11 protein-coding genes are annotated in these 16,227 nt (G+C 61.6%); 9 read left to right on the top strand and 2 right to left on the bottom strand.

Annotated elements, in window-relative coordinates:
• Positions 1–169: 169 nt before the first annotated feature.
• Together NNX34_RS01500 and NNX34_RS01495 are read left to right on the top strand one after the other, a co-directional pair.
• Positions 170–3,208, top strand: coding sequence for a DEAD/DEAH box helicase (locus NNX34_RS01500; RefSeq protein WP_255764815.1), 3,039 nt, complete (start codon positions 170–172; stop codon positions 3,206–3,208).
• Positions 3,205–6,498 (top strand): sacsin N-terminal ATP-binding-like domain-containing protein, encoded by a 3,294-nt coding sequence (locus NNX34_RS01495; RefSeq protein WP_255764814.1) that lies wholly within the window; start codon positions 3,205–3,207, stop codon positions 6,496–6,498. Before NNX34_RS01500 ends, NNX34_RS01495 begins: the two co-directional genes overlap by 4 nt.
• 242 nt (positions 6,499–6,740) lie before the next feature.
• Here the strand turns inward: NNX34_RS01495 and NNX34_RS01490 are convergent, their stop codons facing one another.
• Positions 6,741–7,307, bottom strand: coding sequence for a TetR/AcrR family transcriptional regulator (locus NNX34_RS01490; RefSeq protein ID WP_255764813.1), 567 nt, complete (start codon positions 7,305–7,307; stop codon positions 6,741–6,743).
• 89 nt (positions 7,308–7,396) lie between these two features.
• Between NNX34_RS01490 and NNX34_RS01485 the strand changes: the two genes are divergently transcribed.
• From NNX34_RS01485 to NNX34_RS01475, 3 genes are all read left to right on the top strand, one after another.
• Positions 7,397–8,410, top strand: a complete 1,014-nt coding sequence (locus NNX34_RS01485) for a hypothetical protein (RefSeq protein ID WP_255764812.1) — start codon at positions 7,397–7,399, stop codon at positions 8,408–8,410.
• Positions 8,411–8,547: 137 nt separating this feature from the next.
• Entirely contained in the window at positions 8,548–9,078 is a 531-nt protein-coding gene (locus tag NNX34_RS01480) for a putative immunity protein (RefSeq protein ID WP_255764811.1), read from the top strand.
• A gap of 85 nt (positions 9,079–9,163) precedes the next feature.
• Positions 9,164–9,604, top strand: coding sequence for a GNAT family N-acetyltransferase (locus NNX34_RS01475; RefSeq protein ID WP_255764810.1), 441 nt, complete (start codon positions 9,164–9,166; stop codon positions 9,602–9,604).
• Here NNX34_RS01475 and NNX34_RS01470 read toward each other — a convergent pair.
• Positions 9,601–10,212 carry an NAD(P)-dependent oxidoreductase gene (locus tag NNX34_RS01470; RefSeq protein WP_255764809.1) on the bottom strand — a complete coding sequence of 204 codons (612 nt, stop codon included), beginning with the start codon at positions 10,210–10,212 and terminating at the stop codon, positions 9,601–9,603. The two genes, NNX34_RS01475 and NNX34_RS01470, sit on opposite strands and share 4 nt — an antisense overlap.
• Positions 10,213–10,594: 382 nt before the next feature.
• Between NNX34_RS01470 and NNX34_RS01465 the strand changes: the two genes are divergently transcribed.
• From NNX34_RS01465 to NNX34_RS01450, 4 genes are all read left to right on the top strand, one after another.
• Entirely contained in the window at positions 10,595–12,247 is a 1,653-nt protein-coding gene (locus NNX34_RS01465) for an ABC transporter substrate-binding protein (RefSeq protein WP_255764808.1), read from the top strand.
• 135 nt (positions 12,248–12,382) lie between these two features.
• On the top strand, positions 12,383–13,309 hold the full coding sequence (locus NNX34_RS01460; RefSeq protein ID WP_227918490.1) for an ABC transporter permease: 927 nt from the start codon (positions 12,383–12,385) through the stop codon (positions 13,307–13,309).
• The gene (locus NNX34_RS01455) at positions 13,302–14,255 is read left to right on the top strand and encodes an ABC transporter permease (RefSeq protein WP_255764807.1); all 954 of its coding nucleotides are present in this window, start codon (positions 13,302–13,304) and stop codon (positions 14,253–14,255) included. The genes NNX34_RS01460 and NNX34_RS01455 overlap by 8 nt, the downstream gene beginning before the upstream one ends.
• Positions 14,252–15,946: an ABC transporter ATP-binding protein gene (locus NNX34_RS01450; RefSeq protein ID WP_255764806.1), complete on the top strand. Its 1,695-nt coding sequence runs from the start codon at positions 14,252–14,254 to the stop codon at positions 15,944–15,946. The genes NNX34_RS01455 and NNX34_RS01450 overlap by 4 nt, the downstream gene beginning before the upstream one ends.
• The last annotated feature ends 281 nt before the right edge of the window (positions 15,947–16,227 follow it).

The following is a 16,227-nucleotide window of genomic DNA, read 5'->3' as shown; positions in this document are numbered from 1 at the left end:
GTAAGCGATTGGTTTCGTATCAGAGGATCGCTTCGGCGGGATGCATCAGGACGGTGAATTCTTGGGCTTCTTCCTTGCAAAGAAGGAGAAAGGCTGAAACGAGATCAATGTACACCACTTCGCCGGTGGACTGGTCTCGAAAATGCCTAATGGAAGGAAGAATTGCGTCATGTCTGTCGACGAAAAATCAACGATTGGTCCCGGTACGCTCGTTCGTCTTATCGCCCGTCCCGAGGTCAGTGGGGCGGTTTTAGGAACAGATCAGGTGGGTGGGGCGATTCGCTACTCAGTCTTCCATGACGGAGCGACGCACCAATATTTTGCCCCTCAGATTGAAACGGTTTCTAAGAACGATTCAGTTGCATCGGTAACTGCGAGCGAGCTCCATGCGGCGCTGACTGCTTTACTGCTGCTTGATCCCAACAGCGACTACCTTCATTCCCGGAACGCAGGACGAGTCGACTTCGAGCCGTATCAGTACCGGCCGGTCCTTAAACTTGTCCAGTCAGACCGCCCTCGCATCCTGATCGCCGATGACGTGGGTGTCGGTAAGACGATCGAAGCGTGTTTGATCATTAAGGAGCTTCAAGCACGAAAGAGGGCTGAGTCCGTTCTCGTGATCTGTCCGCGTCCGCTCGTGGTCGACGATAAGTGGCGAGACGAGTTAAAGCGTTTTGACGAGGATTTTGTTCATCTGGATAGCAAGACGCTCCGCTGGTGCCTCGAGGAAACCCTCCGGGACGGGTCTTGGCCAGTTCGCTACCAAAAAGCGATTCTCCCCTTCTCCTTGCTCGATGAAACACTCCTGACTGGTACGCGGACTGGTTCTAAGACGAAGGTAGCAAGCCTCAATGACCTTGCCGGTGAGTTGGGCTTCGACCTCGTAATTGTCGATGAAGCACACCACATCCGAAACCGTGAGACGAAGGCTTATCAGTGCGTTCAACGCTTTGTCGACGCCGCCGAAGCCGTCGTGATGCTCTCCGCGACCCCTATCCAGACCCACAGCCAGGACCTCTTCACGATCGTCAATCTCCTGCGAGACGACCTCGTCCTCGACTGGAATGACTTCCGCGTCATGCTCGAGCCCAACGAGCACCTCTTCAACGCGTCCCGAGCAGCACGCACCGCAGAGAATGACTGGCAGGCTGACGTCAAAGGCCACCTGCAGAAAGCGCTGCAGACGGAATGGGGCCGAGATGTACTCGCGCTGGATCGTCGCGTGGACGAGGTGCGTGAGCTACTGAACGACGCGCCCTTCGATGATCGAGCTCGCATCAGGGTCATCCGCTCGGTTGAGGCACTTAACACCTTCTCTGAGATCGTCACCCGGACCCGGCGGCGTGACATTGGCGAATTCACAACTCGAAAGCCGTCATCCCCCACGGTCCATTTCACCGATGCTCAACAAGCTGTCTATGACGCTGTACTCGCGCTGGGTGAGAAGATCGCAACATTGCGGACACCAGGGATTTCGGTCAAGTTCTTGATGTCTACCCTTCACCGGCAGGCAGCAAGTTCCATAACGGGACTGGCGCCCCTGATCACGGACCTTTTCGAGAACCGCCTGACTGGTACGGACGTCGACGGCGAGGAGGAGGTCATTTCCTTCACTCCCGAGCAGATTGAGGGCTTTCGGGTAGAGGCGTCCTCGATACAAGAGATGGCCCAGCGGCTCGACGACGAGCTTGACCCGAAAGCCGAACTGCTCAAAGAGATCATCGACGGCAAGACGGCGGACGCCAACAACAAGGTCCTGATCTTCAGTACTTTCCGGCACACCATCAGGTACCTCGAAACCCGGTGTCGCATGTGGGGAGTGCGCGTTGCAGTCATGCACGGCGGAGTACCCGACGACGACCGCAGGGCTATTCGCCGCCGATTCAAGCTCGACCGCTCAGATCCACAGGCCATCGACGTCATGATCTGTTCCGAGGTAGGAACCGAAGGCCTCGATTACCAATTCTGCGACACCCTGGTTAATTACGACATCCCCTGGAACCCGATGCGTATCGAGCAGCGCATCGGGCGCATCGACCGCCGGGGCCAGCGAAGCGAAGCTGTGGCTATCATCAACATCCTGACGCACGGCACCATCGAAGCGGAGATCTACGATCGGTGCCTCTCCCGCATCGGCGTCTTTCACCATGCGGTCGGAGGAAGCGAGCAGATCCTCGGCGACGTCACTGCCGCCATTGTCAACATCGCCACCAACCTTCAGATGGAGCCCCACGAACGACAGGCTGCGCTCCGACAACTCGCGGACAACGACATCGCACGCATTGAGGAAGAGCAACGGCTAGAAGATCAACAAGCGGACCTACTGGGATACACCGGCTCCTCATTTGAAGAGAACGTAGCGGAAGCATCTAGTGAATGGCTGAGCGCCCGCAAGATTTCCGCCGTTGTACGCAGATACTTCGAATCAGTACAGCCAGGCCGATCCATTGCACTCCGTCCAGGCCGCATCGCACGAGTACCACTCAACGCGGAGGCTGCTGCTCGAATAATCGACGAGCTCGACGCCCAGAACATCGATGCCCGTCACCTGAAGCGGCTGCTCCGCGGGGACCGGATCGTGCTGAGCATGACTACCGATCCGGAACTTACAGAAGAGGCGGGGAACGTCGAGCTCCTAAGTCCTAGCCACCCCCTTGTACTCCTGGCAGCTAGACGGTTTCACCTGTCTGATCCTGTTCATGTTTCCGCGGTCGTCACTTCGAAGGAGGTCGAACCCGGCGACTACCCTGTCGCTGTATACGCATGGACAAGGTTCGGCGTGCGAGATTCGTTGACATACCGATTCGTGGCCGAGGACGAGGCAATCGAAGAACGAGCAGCATCACTTCTCGCTGCTTGCACCGATAGTGGAGGCAAACACATTGAAGAGGTGCAGAGCGCCCGACTAGATGAGCGACATGCAACGGTGTGGACGCAGGCGAGAGCAAAGCACCAGAGCCAACACATAGCAGCAGTCGAGCGTCGCACCGTTGCCCTTTCATCCCAGAAAGCTCGTCGGCTCAGCATTATCGAACGCCAACTCGAGTCCGCAACCCACCCCGACATAATCGTCATGAAAGCTGGCGAGCGGACAAGCGCCGAAGCATCATTCGACCGGCTCATTTCAGCTCAACGGCAAGCTGCTAGCCGAGCAGACCTCGCCTCGCGCCACGTCGCCAGCATCCTGCTGAGAGTAGTAGCCCCATGACAATGTTCGATACCCTTACCGCGAACCGCCGGGCCTACATAGACGCCGCACGAAGCAACGGGTTCGAAGAGGGTCTCCGTAAGCTCCTCGCCGATCTGTACCCAGACAACGCACATTTCATCTACGAACTCCTGCAGAACGCAGAGGATGCTCACGCCCGAGAAGTGAACTTCGAGTTGAGAAACGACGGTCTCCTCGTCGAACACGACGGCTCCCGGATCTTCAATCTGCAAGACATCGAATCAATCACCGGAATCGGTCAATCTACCAAGGCCGATGAAGCCACCAGCATTGGGAAGTTCGGGGTGGGGTTCAAAGCGGTTTTCGCTTACACGCAGACGCCCCAGGTCCAGTCCGGTGAGTACGCCTTCGCTATCCAGGACCTGTTTGTGCCCACCCGTACCGAACCGTTCGCACGCAATCCGGACCGGACGACGTTCTGGTTTCCCTTCGACCGGCCGGGAAAGAACGCAGCGCAAGCCATCGTTGAGGTAAGTAAAGCACTCACCGAAATCTCCCGGTCCACCCTGCTGTTCCTCGACAACATCCGTCTCATTGCCACCACCTTCCTCGATGGCAACGTCCGATTGCTCGAACGTCGAGATCTAGACGAACATATCATCGAGATCGACAGCCTGCATGGGGACTCAGGACCAAGCTACTGGTACCGGATTCAAGGAACTGCACCCGTCGACGGCACGACCTTTCCCATCGCGGCCGCATTCTCCTTGACCAAAGGAGACAAGATGGCCGACAAGGGCATCGGGGGGTCACGTTCGAGCACAACGCTCGATGCACGCAACTTCACCGTGGAACCCGTCGATGGACGCGTATTCATCTACTTCCCTGCAGTCAAAGAGACCTCCGGACTCAAGTTCCATATTCACGCGCCCTTCGCATCCACCGTCGCTCGAGACAGCGTCCGTGAAGGGGACGGCAACGACGAACTCCTCGAAGGGATTGCCGCTCTCGTGGCGAACGCTTTACCCCACATGCGGGACGCAGGGCTACTCGACGACGGACTGCTCAGCGCACTGCCCAACAAGAGCGATGACCTTCCGCGCCGATACGAACCCCTTCGAAAACACATCATTTGGGCCTTCGAGACAACCCCAATCACGCCAGTCCTGAGTGGCAGCAAATACGACAACTCGACCCGCCTCATCAGATCAGTAAGCCCGTTGCGTGCAGCTCTCGACTTGAAAGACGCCGACTTCCTCCGAAGCATTTCGGTCAATATAGAGGACAATCCTGCGACGGGGTGGCTTCCCGAACGGGAAGGCAGGCCTCGCGCGTTCTTCAACTCACTAAATGCGATCGATTTCGCGACGAGCGAGCTTGGCGACGCCTTCGAACGCATCAGCCAGATCAGCGAGCAAATCGAATCATGGGGCGATGACGCCGGGGAGTATGAGGCCGAGGAATATGTCGAGGAGGAAGAGGAGGAGTATCGAGCCGAACTCCGGGCTTGGCACTCGTGGATCACCGATAAGAGTGACCCGTGGCTCAGGTCCTTCTACACGGCACTCGGACGGTTGGCTACGAGCGTTCGCAATCCCTATCGAAGCAGTGACCCGCGCTCCTATAGCTACGACGACACCTTCTCAGACAGTCTTCGCACCATACCTGTCCTTCGAGTGCAGGGTAGCGAAGGCATTGAACACGTAGCCGGCCCCAAAGCCTATCTACCGGCCGCCGCCGGTCTGCAAGCGTTTGGGCTTGTCCTGGACTCACTTGTCGCTTTTGACGAGGACGACGAGGGGGGGCAGAGACCGGAGGCCGCTGCCCTTCGCCAGTTCTACGCCTCGGCTGGAACTAAGAAATGGGATGCAGCCGCCCGGCTCAGCGCCCGCTTCCGCACCTACTCGAGTGTGCCGGCAGAGGTCACTCCTTTGCACGTGGAGGATCTCGTCAACCTCCAACAACTGATCAGCGAGCGAGCACTCGCTCCCACTTCCTACGCGAATGCGCCCATCCTTGTGGCAGAACGGGTGGATGGATCTCTTAGCTGGTCAGCGCCGTCCAACACTTTCATCGACAGCCCTTTCCGAGCATCCGGACTATCAGCGCTCTACAGATCAGACTCATTGGGCCGCACCCCCCCGCTGCAACTCGTCGCCGCCTACGATGAGCTCGAGATCGACGTTGCTGCACTGGCCGGGGAGATCGGCGCGATAACAGGAATCTCGATCAAGCGGACACCCATATGGCGTAACGCACAGTTCCAGAATTCTTGGCGCTTCCAGAACCGTGAGACCAGTAAAATTATCAATCAGGACTGGGTCATACCCGACTTCGCCGCCATCGTCGAAACCCATGATGCAAATCTTCTTCAGGGGCTCTGGGACGTCGTTGCACGCGCTGGGATGGACAAAGCAGGAGCGATCTATCGGGCCAATGCGTCCGCTGCCAGTCATCGAATTGAATCGCAGCTGATGCAGGCCCTGACTACGGTGCCTTGGATCCTGGACCGGGATGGCAACCTTCGATTACCCGCGGACACAACTGCTGAGGATCTCGCCGACGGGCTGGCCGTTCATCCTGATTCACCTCTTTTGGAAAGAGCACACTTCGGACGGCCCGCCCTCTTGCACGCGCAAAAGGAGCGAGGAGAGGAGGACGCAGCGAAGGTCCTTGGTTTCCCTTCTCCCGAGGCCGCTCTCCAGGCCAAGGAGATGCTCAAGGACTGGGACTTGTTCCAAGCATTCAAACAGCAGGAGAAGGGCCCTATTTTGCCCGAAGGACCCTCGCCAACGCCAGAGCGTCGCGCTCAGCGAGTCCGCGAGCAAGCAACCGACGCACCCTTGCGCCAGTACGCGGAGCGCATTCGACAAGTCCGCATTCAGGAGCCCGGGTTCCGGAGCACTGCAAAAAGCTATTTGACCGAGCTGTACTCGAACGAGGACGGAATCATGGTGTGCCAGGTCTGCAACACGGAAATGCCTTTTAAAGTGAGTGGACAGTACTACTTCGAGGCAGTGCAATTTGCCGGTGACGTAACACAGGACCTCACCGAGAACAGACTCGCACTCTGTCCGACCTGCGCCGCGAAGTACAGGCACGCCTGCTCAACTCCCGTTGAGGAGCTTCGGGAGGACCTGCTCACCCAGAAAGTAGGAGAGCGGGGAAGCGTGACCGTCTCCGTCACGCTTGCGGGAAAGGAACAGCAGCTGCGGTTCGTGGGAAAGCACGCAATAGACCTGCAAGCGGCGCTTGAAGCTCGGGAGATGTCAGGGGGCGCCGACCAGGACTGGGTTCTGCAAACCCATGAGGAGGAGTTTTTTCACTAGACCCTTCCCGTTTCGAAACGCGGCACTCGAGCACCGCCGCGGTTGATGCTGATAGAGACACCGGCCCCGACCAGCAGGGGCTGACCGAAGAGGGCCTTGACCCCGAAGCCGACAAACCCCGGTTAGCTCAGACGTTGCTTTGTTACGGAACGTGGTGGAGTTCCGCTTCAACGTCTAGTCGTGCTCCGAAAAAGCGCTTCCCGGATTTCGACCCGGGAAGCGCTTTTTGTTTTCGGGCCGCCCTACGAAGCCCGGCTCCACATCAGGTACGCCTGCGCCAGCTGGGCGTGCACCTCCGGCGCCGCTTCACGTATGGGGGAGATCTGCGGACGGGTGATCGTCGCCACCGCAACGATTACGTCCAGCGCGGTGAGCTCTTGCCGTACCACTCCCTGGGTTTTCAGCGCAGCGAGCACCTCGTCAAGGGCGTCAACTGCAGGCTGTTGCACCTGCGCCAGGGGAGTGGCGTTCAAATCCCGGGCGGCACCTGCCTGCAGCGCGAGGCCATCGGTCAGCGCACCCAGCTCCATGGACATCAGCTGCGATAAAAGCCGTTCCCACGACGCTGCAGCGTTCGTTCCAAGCCCGGCGCGGGCCTCGGTTGCGGCTCCCAGGATGCCTCCTACAGTGTCCTGCACCACGGCCCGGATCAGATCGTCGCGTGAGGGGAAATTGCGGTACAGCGTTGCGATGCCCACTCCGCTCGCGGCGGCTACCGTCTCCAGCGCTACGTCGCCGCCCCGCTCGGCAAATAGATGCCTTGCATGGTTGATGATTGCTTCTCTTCGCCGCGCAGCGTCAGCTCTCATCCCCGGCCCCCTTCAAGTTGACCTTCAGTCTAAACCGGAGGAATATCATCCGTAGAAGTGGAGGAAGTTCCTCCACAAACGAAGGATCCATGACAGCTCAAACGCCGACAACCGGCTCCCATCGAAAGCACGCAGCCATTTGGGCGGGCCTGACCGTCGGACTCTCGGTCATTCTGCTTGCACTCCTGATGCTCTTCATCTCACCCTCACTCCTTTCCGGACCGCGGGACCTGGGTCTGGGTGTAGTTGGAGCGCAGGAGAAGGCCGAAACGGTGTCGGAAACCCTGGAGTCCCAGTCGCCGGGCGCCTTCTTGGTCCAGGCCTATGAAAGTGCCGACGACCTGGAGCAGGGAATCCGGGACCGGGACATCGTCGGCGGTTTCGACTTCTCAGATCCGGAAGACATGCAGGTGTACGTTGCGAGCGCCGGCTCAACAGCCGTATCCGGGACCGTCAGCAACGTCGGCGCCACGATGGCCGGCAGCACGGGGCAGACGGCCGAGATTGTGGACGTGGTTCCGCTTCCCGCCGGCGACCCGACAGGTGTGGGCATCGGTGGCCTGGCCTTCCCCCTGGTCTTCGGCGGTATCGTGCCCGCCGTGGCGTTCCGCTCCATGCTGCCCGGGAAACGCTGGTGGATCTTGGCCGGCCTTACCGGCTTTTCAGTCGCCGGCGGGTTCGTGGTCGCCGCAGTTTTGAAGCACGTCTTCGGCAGCATTGAGGGTCCGCTGGTCCCGGTCGCGGCAAGCGTCGCCCTTGGCATCGCAGCGCTGGCACTGCCGCTCGCCGGCCTCTATGAGTGCTTTGGCACCAAAGGCTTCACCATTGCCGCCATGTCCATGATGTTTGTCGGCAACCCCTTCGCCGGCATCTCGACCAGTGCACAGTGGCTTCCCGCCGGAGTGGCTACGATCGGCCAGCTTCTGCCACCCGGCGCTGCCGGCACCTTGGTCCGCGCCGTGGCCTATTTCGACGGCGCCGGCGGAGGCGCTGCGGCCCTGACCCTGGGCGCGTGGGTCTTGGCGGGGATCGTGCTGTGGTTCAGCGGGCCGCGCATCGCGGCCGCCAAGGCTCAGAAAGCGGCAGCACTGGCGGCGGCCTGAGTCAGCTCAGGAACGCATGAGGACGGCAGCTTTGTAGAGCACGACGGCGACAGGTCGGTGCGTTCCTGCTCAGCATCCCGTGGTGTCGTCAACCAGCATCAGGCCGGGCCCGCAAGCCGGTGTGGCATCATCTGGGGATGGCCTCACCCCAGACCCTCAGCGATCCGAACCGGCGCACCATCGCGCGCTGGGCCGCAGCATGCGCTGAACGTGTCCTGCCGCTCTACAAAGCAGATGAAACGGCGGAAGAAACAGCCCGGGACGCACTCGCCCGCACCCGTGCATACAGCGCAGGATCAAGTACCGCCGCCGAAGAAATCAGCAAGCGGCTCATCGTCGTGAAGATCGCGAATGCCGCGACGACGCCGGCCGGCGCTGCGGCAGCCCGCGCCGTCGCCCAGGCAGCCGCGGTCGCCCACATGGGCGCTCACGCGTTGGGTGCGGCCGCCTACGCGGCAAAGGCAGTCTCGCTCTCAAGCGCGGATCATCCGGAAGCAGTCCATCAGGAGATTCGGTGGCAGCTGGCGAACCTGAGCGACGGCGAACGGGCCGTGCTGCGGCTGCTGCCACCCGTAGGTACGGACTCCGCCGGCCCACTGGGAGAAGGACTGCTGTTCCGCGGCATCCTGGGGGCAGTAATCCGTGAGATCCAGGCCGAAATTGCCTAGGCATGATCGGCAGGGTGGCGGTGTCGACTCCACGGCACAGGGAGAACACAGAGACACGTCCTGGACTGCGGCCCAGGACCACCCCGTGCCCGACGACGTCGCCCGCCTGCTCGCCACCGTGCCCGAATGGTTCGGGCAGCCGGACTCGAATGCCGAGTACATCGACGCTGCCCGAACCAAGGAAACCTGGACCGTGCGCGACGTCGGCGGTTCCGTCATCGGAGTGACCCTGGTCGATCGGCACTTTCCGCATGTGGCCGAGATCCACCTCACCGTGGTGGACCGCGCAGCTCACGGCTCCGGCGTCGGAACCACGATGCTGGCGGCCATCGAGGCCGACGCGATCAGCCGCGGCGTACACCTCCTTGAGGTGAAGACGCTGGGTCCGTCCCATCCGGACTCCGGCTACGCGCGAACCCGGCACTTCTATGAGAAGCGGGGATTCCTGCCCTTGGAGGAGACGGATCTCTGGGGAGAAGCCACGCCGTGCCTGATCATGGTGAAGCCGCTGGCTCCGGTGACCTAGCTGCTGACGCCAAGGGCCCTGCCGACGGCGGACTCGTCCGTCAGGAGGCTGAGCATGCAGGCGGCAAGGTCGGCCCGCGGAATGGAGCCCTTGAGTTTTCCGTTGTCCGTCGTCTCGAGCATCCGCCAGGTGCCGGACGGTTCCTTGTCCGTCAGGCCGGTGGGTCGGAGGATGGTCCAGTCCAGGCCGGAGCTTTGGACGGCGGACTCCTGGGCGTTGTGATCGGCCAAGGCTTTCGCAAGCACGATCCGGGTAATCAGTCCCAGCGGTCCGGGAAGCTGGGACGCCGAGTCCCCTGCGCCCAGCGAAGACTGCACCACAAGTCGTCGTACGCCTTCTGCCCGCATCGCGTCGATAACGGTCCGGGTAACGGCGCCGCGCTGATGATGGACGCCCTTTGCCCCTCCCACGGTGACGACGACGGCGTCGGCCCCGGACACCGCAGCGGAAACCGCTTCAGGATCCGTTGCGTCGCCGGTGAGGGCCAGGACGCCGGCCGGTGCACGACCGGACCGGGAGAGGACCGTGACCTCATGCCCTGCAGCCTGCGCGAGGGAAGCCAGCTGTGCGCCGGTGCCTTGGGACCCGCCGATAACCGTAATTTTCATGGAACCCTCTACTTCGCGTCGACATACGTTTGGTACCTCACGAGCATCCCACCAATATCTGCACCCGGACCCTACCCCTGCCCGGACGAGTGCCCGGACAAGTCACAAAAGCACCCAATATGACATGTCATTGCATGTAATACATCCCACGTATGCCAAATCGTTACCAGGCGGTATGGGCCGGTCTTTCCCCACGTCATCAGCGTCTTTGACGCAATGTGATCCACCACACGGTGTCCATACCGGCGCCACATGCCGGACTTGGTTACCTGACGGCAACAAAGTGGGCTTATGCTTTTGGCCTTGTGAGTCGGTTCACCATTTGGCAGAGCCGCAACGCCGGCGTCATCATCGCCGGCACCGAATAGAACTAGGAGGCGGAATGCGCGTCACACGCACTTCCAAAATGCTGAGCGTAGCGGCACTTGCCGCACTTACGCTGAGCGCCTGCGGTGGGGGATCCGACGAATCGGCCGAAGGCTCGGGTGAGACCGAAGGCAGCAACAACGCCGTGATCATCACCGCTAACGGCACCGAACCGCAGAACCCGCTGATGCCGGTCAACACCAACGAAGTTGGCGGCGGACGCATCATGGACCTGCTCTTCGAAGGCCTGGTCAGCTACGACGCTGACGGCAACACGGTCAACGAACTCGCCGAGTCCATCGAGACCGAAGATTCCCAGACCTACACCATCAAGGTGAAGGCGGACCAGAAGTTCACCAACGGCGAGGCCATCACGGCCAAGTCCTTCGTTGACGCCTGGAACTTCGGTGCAGCCGCCAAGAATGCCCAGCTGAACTCGTACTTCTTCGAGAGCATCGAAGGCTACGACGAAGTCAGTGCAGAAGGTGCCACAGCCGACACCATGAGCGGACTGGCCGTGGTGGATGACACCACGTTCACCGTCAAGCTCAGCCAGCCGGAATCCGACTTCCCGCAGCGACTTGGCTACACCGCCTTCTTCCCGCTGCCCGCCGGTGCACTGGAAGATCCCGCCGCGTTCGGCGAGAATCCGGTCGGCAACGGACCGTACAAGCTGGCCGGCGACGACGCCTGGCAGCACGAAATCCAGATCGACCTGGTCGCCAACCCGGATTACACCGGAACCCGCGTACCGCAGAACGGCGGAGTAACCTTCAAGTTCTACTCCTCCTTCGACGCAGCCTACGCAGACCTGCAGTCGAACGAGCTGGACATCCTCGACACCATTCCCAACATGGCGTTGAAGACGTTCAAGACCGATCTGGGCGAGGGCCGCTTCTCCGAAAAGGCGTATGCAGGCAACCAGACCATCACGATCCCCGGCTACCTGCCGGAGTTCTCGGGCGAAGCCGGAGAACTGCGCCGCCAGGCCATCTCCATGGCCATCGACCGGGGCGAAATCACCGACGTCGTCTTCTCGGGATCCCGTGAACCGGCCACCGAATTCACCGCTCCGGTCATCGAGGGCTACAGCGACAGCATCCCCGGCAACGAGGTGCTCGAGTTCAACCCCGAGAAGGCCAAGGAACTCTGGGAAGAAGCCGAGAAGGTTTCACCCTGGCCCGCCGACCAGGCCTTCACCATCGGCTACAACGCCGACGCCAACCACAAGGAATGGGTTGACGCCGTAGCCAACGGTCTGAAGAACAACCTTGGTATCAAGGCCGAAGGCAAGCCCTACGCAACGTTCAAGGAACTGCGCGCAGACGCTACCGCCAAGACCTTGTCCGGTGCTATCCGCACCGGCTGGCAGGCTGACTACCCGTCCCTGAACAACTTCCTCGGCCCGCTGTACGGCACCGGGGCAGGTTCCAACGACGGCGAATACTCGAGTGAAGAGTTCGACAAGCTCCTGGGCGAAGGCCTTGCCGCTTCCACCCCGGAAGACGGAGCCGAAATCTTCAACCAGGCCCAGGAAGTCCTGCTGAAGGACCTCCCCGTCATCCCGCTGTGGTACCAGGTTGCACAGTCCGGCTGGAGTGAAAACGTGGACAACGTTGAAACCGGCTGGAACGGCGTCCCTGTGTACTACAACGTCACGGCCAAGTAGCAGTATCTAGACCGACCGATCCGGGGCCCGGCCAGAAGGCCGGGCCCCGGCTTGTATTTCGGGTTCTATCAAGAACAGGCATAGAAAAAAGATGCGAGACTCCAATCCCCCACAGCTGGCAGGAGGCCACCCCTAATGGCCGGCTACGTCATTCGACGCTTCCTCCAAATGATCCCCGTTTTCTTCGGGGCAACATTCCTCGTTTATTTCCTCGTGTTCTCCCTCCCGGGAGACCCCATTGCCGCACTCTTCGGCGATAAGCCGGTTAACGAGGCCGTCGCCGCGCAGCTGCGCAGCCAGTACAACCTGGACCAGCCCTTCATCGTCCAGTACCTGCTGTACCTGAAGAACCTGGTCACCTTTAACCTGGGGGTCGACTTCTCCGGCCGCGAGGTTTCGGCCGTCCTGGCCCAGGCCTTCCCGGTGACCATGCGCCTTGCCGTGCTGGCCCTGCTTTTCGAAGCGGTCTTCGGTATTGCGTTCGGCCTCATGGCCGGCCTGAAGAAGGGCAAGATCTTCGACAGCACCGTCCTGGTTGTCTCCCTGATCGTGATCGCGATCCCGGTGTTCGTACTCGGCTTCCTGCTGCAGTTCCTGGTGGGCGTCAAGCTCCAATGGACCAGCCCAACAGTCGGCGGCGACGCCAGCTGGGCGGACCTGATACTGCCGGCAGTGGTCCTGGGCCTGGCGTCCTTCGCCTACGTCCTGCGCCTGACGCGCACCTCGGTCATCGAGAACATGAACGCCGACTACGTCCGCACCGCCACCGCGAAGGGGCTTTCCCGGCCGCGCGTGGTCACCGTGCACATCCTGCGCAACTCCCTGATCCCCGTGGTGACCTTCCTCGGGGCGGACCTGGGGGCGCTGATGGGCGGCGCCATCGTCACCGAAGGCATCTTTAACGTCCCCGGAGTGGGACAGCGACTTTACCAGTCAGTCATCAGGGGAGAGGGGCCGACGATCGTGTCGATCGTGAGTGTCCTCGTCTTCGTCTACGTCATCGCCAACCTCCTGGTAGACCTCCTGTACGCCTGGCTTGATCCGAGGATCCGTTATGCATAAAGACACCACAAACATCGAGCACTACGTCGCTCCGCTGGAGGAAACCCCTCTGGCGGCGACCGACAGCGTCAAGGACGACGTCCAGCCGCTGAGCCTCTGGGGGGAGGCCTGGCGCAACCTGCGCACCCAGCCGCTGTTCGTCATTTCCGCACTGCTTATCCTGCTGATCCTCACGGTCGCGGCTTTCCCGGGCCTGTTCACGAATGCTTCACCGGATGAAAACTGCCTGCTGGCCAACTCCAACGGCGCACCCTCGGCGGGGCACCCGCTGGGCTTCACCTTCCAGGGCTGCGACGTTTACGCCCGCGTCATCTACGGCACGCGCGCATCCCTGATGGTGGGAGTGCTGACCACACTGGCAGTCGTGATCATCGGCGGCATCGCGGGAGCACTGGCCGGCTACTACGGCGGATGGCTCGACGCCATCCTCGCCCGGGTCGGCGATATCTTCTTCGCCCTGCCGCTGATCCTCGGCGCCATCATCATCATGCAGCTGCCGACCTTCCGCGAGAACCGCACCGTCATGACGGTGGTCTTCACGCTGCTGATCTTCGGGTGGCCCCAGGTGGCCCGCATCACCCGCAGCGCCGTCATCTCGGTCCGCAACGCGGACTTCGTGGTGGCATCCCGCTCCCTCGGCGTTTCGCGGTTCTCGGCACTGGTGAAGCACGTTATTCCCAACTCCACCGCCCCCGTGATCGTGATCGCCACCATCTCGCTGGGCACGTTCATCGTTGCGGAAGCCACGCTGTCCTTCCTGGGCATCGGGCTCCCGCCGGGCATCATGTCCTGGGGCAATGACATCTCGGCCGCCCAGTCTTCGTTGCGGTCCAATCCCTCAACGCTGCTCTGGCCTGCGGCCGCCCTCTCCATCACCGTGCTGAGCTTCATCATGCTCGGCGACGCGGTCCGTGATGCTCTTGATCCGAAGGCGCGCAAACGATGACCATCAATACACAAAATGCGGCTGTGAAGCCCCTGCTGGAAGTCCGCGACCTGGCAATCACCTTTGCCACCGCAAACGGCGACGTGGAAGCAGTCCGTGACGCACACCTGACGATCATGCCCGGCGAAACCGTGGCCATCGTGGGCGAGTCCGGCTCGGGCAAGTCAACGACGGCGCTGGCGGCCATCGGCCTGCTGCCCGGCAACGGCAGGGTCAGCGCAGGCCAGATCCTCTTTGACGGCGAGGACATTTCCAATGCCAGCGCCAAGCGGATCCAGGAGCTGCGCGGCAACTCGATCGGCATGGTTCCGCAGGATCCGATGTCCAACCTGAACCCGGTGTGGAAGATCGGTTTCCAGGTCAAGGAAACCCTGCGCGCCAACGGGCTGCCCCACTCCTCGGCGGACATCGCCAAGGTCCTGGAGCAGGCCGGCCTGCCGGATGCGGCAAGCCGCGCCAAGCAGTACCCGCACGAGTTCTCCGGCGGCATGCGCCAGCGTGCACTGATTGCCATTGGCCTGTCCTGCCGGCCCCGACTGCTCATCGCCGATGAGCCGACGTCGGCGCTGGACGTCACCGTCCAGCGCCAGATCCTGGACCACCTGGGCACCCTCACGGAGGAACTGGGCACCGCGGTACTGCTGATCACGCACGACCTCGGCCTGGCCGCGGAACGTGCCCAGAAGGTCGTTGTGATGTACAAGGGACGCGTGGTGGAATCCGGGCCGGCCCTGGAAATCCTTACCAACCCCCGCCACCCCTACACACGCAAGCTCGTGGAATCGGCGCCCTCGCTGGCCTCCAAGCGCATCGACTCTGCGAAGAGCCGCGGCCTGGAGAGCGCAGACCTGCTCACCTCCGAAGACGATGCCAAGCTGAAGGCTGCGGATAACGTCATTGAGGTGAAGGACCTGACGAAGGTCTTCAAGCTCCGCAGCGGGCTCGGCAAGTCGACGGATTTCACCGCCGTGGACAACGTCTCCTTCGACATCAAGCGCGGCACCACCACCGCCGTCGTGGGGGAGTCCGGCTCGGGCAAATCCACAGTGGCCCGCATGGTGCTGAACCTGGAGACGCCCACCAGCGGCTCCATCCTGTTCAACGGGGTGGATATGACCACGCTGAACAGCAAGCGGATGTTCGAGTTCCGCCGCCGGGTACAGCCGATCTTCCAGGATCCGTACGGTTCCCTGGACCCGATGTACAACATCTTCCGCACCATCGAAGAGCCGCTTCGGGTGCACAAGATCGGCACCTCCAAGAGCCGCGAGGCCAAGGTGCGCGAGCTCCTTGACCAGGTTGCCCTGCCGTCGTCGGTGATGCGCCGCTTCCCGAACGAGCTCTCCGGCGGCCAGCGCCAGCGCGTGGCCATTGCGCGGGCCCTGGCACTGGATCCCGAGGTGGTCATCTGCGACGAAGCGGTTTCGGCGCTGGACGTCCTGGTGCAGGCCCAGATCCTGAACCTGCTGGCGGACCTGCAGTCGGAGCTGGGACTGAGCTACCTGTTCATTACCCATGACCTGGCGGTGGTCCGGCAGATCGCGGACTTCGTCTGCGTGATGGAAAAGGGCAAGCTCGTGGAGACCGGCACCACGGACGAGGTGTTCGACGCCCCTCAGCAGGCCTACACGCAGGCACTGCTGGCGGCCATCCCGGGCTCACGCCTGGAATTGCCGCCCGAAGTCGCCTAGCGGCCTCGCAGCACCTGCACTGAAGGCGGGGAACCGGACAGGTTCCCCGCCTTCAGTGTGTCCGGCACGGCCTCGGGTTTGCGCCTGTCCCGGGCCCTGTCCGCGACCCGAAACCACGCAGTCCGGTCCGCCTCTCAAAGGCACGCATTAGGGATCGTATGGTATTGCGACTAGAATGTTAGCGTGCCCGCTGACGGCGGGGCCTTCGGTGGATTCTGACTGGTGATTGAGCAAGCGATTGAATCAGCATTCGTACAGAACAGCCGGAAACGCCGGTACCA

Source organism: Arthrobacter sp. zg-Y1116, assembly GCF_024385485.1.
In the GTDB taxonomy this organism is placed as follows: Bacteria; Actinomycetota; Actinomycetes; order Actinomycetales; family Micrococcaceae; genus Arthrobacter_B.
The sequence above is the reverse complement of the archived record's forward strand: the minus strand, read 5'-3'. Positions and strand labels throughout refer to the sequence as shown.